We start from the raw sequence: 2,266 nt of genomic DNA on the forward strand, positions 1-2,266 counted from the left end.
GAAGCCGCCGACGCTGCGCGGGACTCGCCGGCGCGAAGCGCTTGACATGCGGCGGGCAGAGACGCTATGAGAGGGTAGGTCGCTGAACAGGGGAGGGACCATGCTCAAGCAGTTCAAGGAGTTCGCGCTCCGCGGGAACGTCGTGGACATGGCCGTGGGCATCATCATCGGCGCGGCGTTCGGCGCCATCGTCTCGTCGCTCGTCGCCGACGTCATCATGCCCCCCATCGGTCTTCTCCTCGGCAACGTGGACTTCAGCAACCTCTTCGTCGTGCTCAAGGAAGGCGCGATGCAGGGGCCGTACGCCTCGCTGGCCGCCGCGAAGGGCGCAGGAGCCGTAACCCTCAACTACGGCGTCTTCTTCAACGCCATCATCAGCTTCCTCATCGTCGCGTTCTCCGTGTTCCTCCTCATCTCGCAGATGAACAGGCTCAAGCGCCAGGCGGAGGCTCCGCCCGCCTCGCCGACGACGAAGGACTGCCCGTTCTGCTTCTCGGCCGTGCCGATCAAGGCGACGCGCTGCCCGTTCTGCACGTCCCAGATCCAGGCCTGACGCGACGATGGGCCCGAAGCCCGGGTGATGAGGCCCGCCGGTTGACCGGTGGGCCTCATCCGGCTATGCTCGTCGAATCCGGCGTCCCCCGGGTCACAGGATCGGCATGAACGGCAACGGAAGGGTCACAGCTCTTGCCCGAGGGCTCCCACCGGTCGCGCGCTTCTACGCCGCGGTCTCGGTCGTGCTCGCCGTGCTCCTGGCCGCCACGGCGCTTCGCACTCTCTCCGGCGGTCCCGCAGGCCAGCTCATCGATCTGAACCCCAGGACGCCCGTCTTCGCGACGCTTTCGCCCTGGGGGCGCGTCGTGGGCGTGAACAGGCTGGGCATGCTCGAGGCCACGTTCGACGTGCTGGGCGTGCTCACCCCGATCCCCGAGGACGCCATGAGCTTCGCCGCGTCGGCCGCCGCCGGCGAGGAGCTCAGCGCCGTCGCAGCGCGCCTCGGCGTCGATCTCGACCTCCTGGCCGGCGCGAACAGCTCGAGCTACGCGAAGCTGGCCGGCCGGTCCGCCGAGTTCCGCCTGCCCCTCCTCTACTCCCGCGAGAGGACCTGGGACAGGTCGCTCGAGTTCCTCTACCCCACGTCGCTCAAGGTGCCGCTCGGCAGCAACCGCGCGACGCGTGGCGGAGCGCCGACGATCGCCGAGCACACGGTCCGACCCGGGGAGTGCCTCTGGAACATCGCGCAGAAGTACAGGGTGAAGATGGAGACGATCCTCGCGATGAACGACCTTCCCAACGCGCGGTATCTGCGGGTCGGGCAGGTCCTGCAGGTCCCGGACACCGACGGGTCGTTCGTGACGGTGCGGCGCGGAGACACCATGGAGGGCATCTGCAAGCGCTACGGCGTGCAGGTCACGGAGCTCGTCAACGCCAACCCGGGCGTGGACGTCGCCAGGCTCATGGTCAACCAGAGGATCTTCGTCCCCGGGCTCGGCGCGATCGAGCAGCTCTTCCGGCTCGTCTGGCCCGTGCACGGGCGCATCTCGGGCCGCTACGGCCACCGCTTCCACCCGATCTTCCACCGCCGCATGATGCACACAGGGCTCGACATTGCCGCCAGACACGGGACGCCGATCGCGGCGGCGATGGACGGGCGCGTGACATTCGCGGGGACGAAGGGCGGGTACGGAAGGACCATCATCGTCGAGCACCCGAACGGCTACGAGACGCTCTACGGGCACTGCTCGAAGATCCTGGTGAAGCGCGGCGAACGCGTCCGGAAGGGCCAGACCATCGGCCGCGTGGGAAACACGGGCTACTCCACCGGCCCCCACCTTCACTTCGAGGTCAAGCGGAACGGCAAGCGCGTGAACCCCGAGAGCGTGCTGTTCTAGCGAGCGGGCCGCGCGTCAGAACCCCAGCTCCCCGGCCACTGTCCTCATCGACTCGATCGCGATCCCCACGAACTCATCGAGCGACAGCCCGAGATCGGTGCACGTCTGGATCGCCTCGCGGTTCGCGCCGGCGGCGAAGCGCTTCTCCTTGAACCGCCGCATCACGAACTCCACGTCGACGTTCGCGAGCTTCTTCGTGGGGTGCATGAGCGCCGCCGCGACGACGAGCCCGGTGACGGGGTCGGTGGCGTAGAGCGCCTTGTCCATGAGGCTCTCCCGCGGCACGTGGTCGTTGTGGGCCTTGACGGCGTGGACGATGTCCGCCGGAAACCCCCGCTCGGTGAGCATGTCGGCGGACACGAGCCCGTGGCGCT

General features: G+C 68.4%; 3 protein-coding genes. 2 read left to right on the top strand and 1 reads right to left on the bottom strand.

Features of this window, described 5'->3' with window-relative positions; genetic code table 11:
• The first annotated feature begins 100 nt into the window (after window positions 1-100).
• Together mscL and FJY74_09785 are read left to right on the top strand one after the other, a co-directional pair.
• The gene (gene mscL / locus FJY74_09780; GenBank protein ID MBM3308602.1) at window positions 101-553 is read left to right on the top strand and encodes a large-conductance mechanosensitive channel protein MscL; all 453 of its coding nucleotides are present in this window, start codon (window positions 101-103) and stop codon (window positions 551-553) included.
• A 106-nt stretch (window positions 554-659) separates the two neighbouring features.
• The gene (locus tag FJY74_09785; GenBank protein ID MBM3308603.1) at window positions 660-1,892 is read left to right on the top strand and encodes a peptidoglycan DD-metalloendopeptidase family protein; all 1,233 of its coding nucleotides are present in this window, start codon (window positions 660-662) and stop codon (window positions 1,890-1,892) included.
• Window positions 1,893-1,907: 15 nt separating this feature from the next.
• Here FJY74_09785 and FJY74_09790 read toward each other — a convergent pair.
• The coding region (locus FJY74_09790; GenBank protein ID MBM3308604.1) for a phosphohydrolase at window positions 1,908-2,266 on the bottom strand (359 nt) is incomplete at its 5' end.

The sequence above is a fragment of the Candidatus Effluviviaceae Genus I sp. genome (assembly GCA_016867725.1).
Taxonomy (GTDB): Bacteria; Joyebacterota; Joyebacteria; order Joyebacterales; family Joyebacteraceae; genus VGIX01.

Bases quoted from the DNA above. Each gene is read 5' to 3' on its own strand.
- FJY74_09785 (MBM3308603.1), top strand. From the start codon at position 660: ATGAACGGCAACGGAAGGGTCACAGCTCTTGCCCGAGGGCTCCCACCG.
- mscL (MBM3308602.1), top strand. From the start codon at position 101: ATGCTCAAGCAGTTCAAGGAGTTCGCGCTCCGCGGGAACGTCGTGGAC.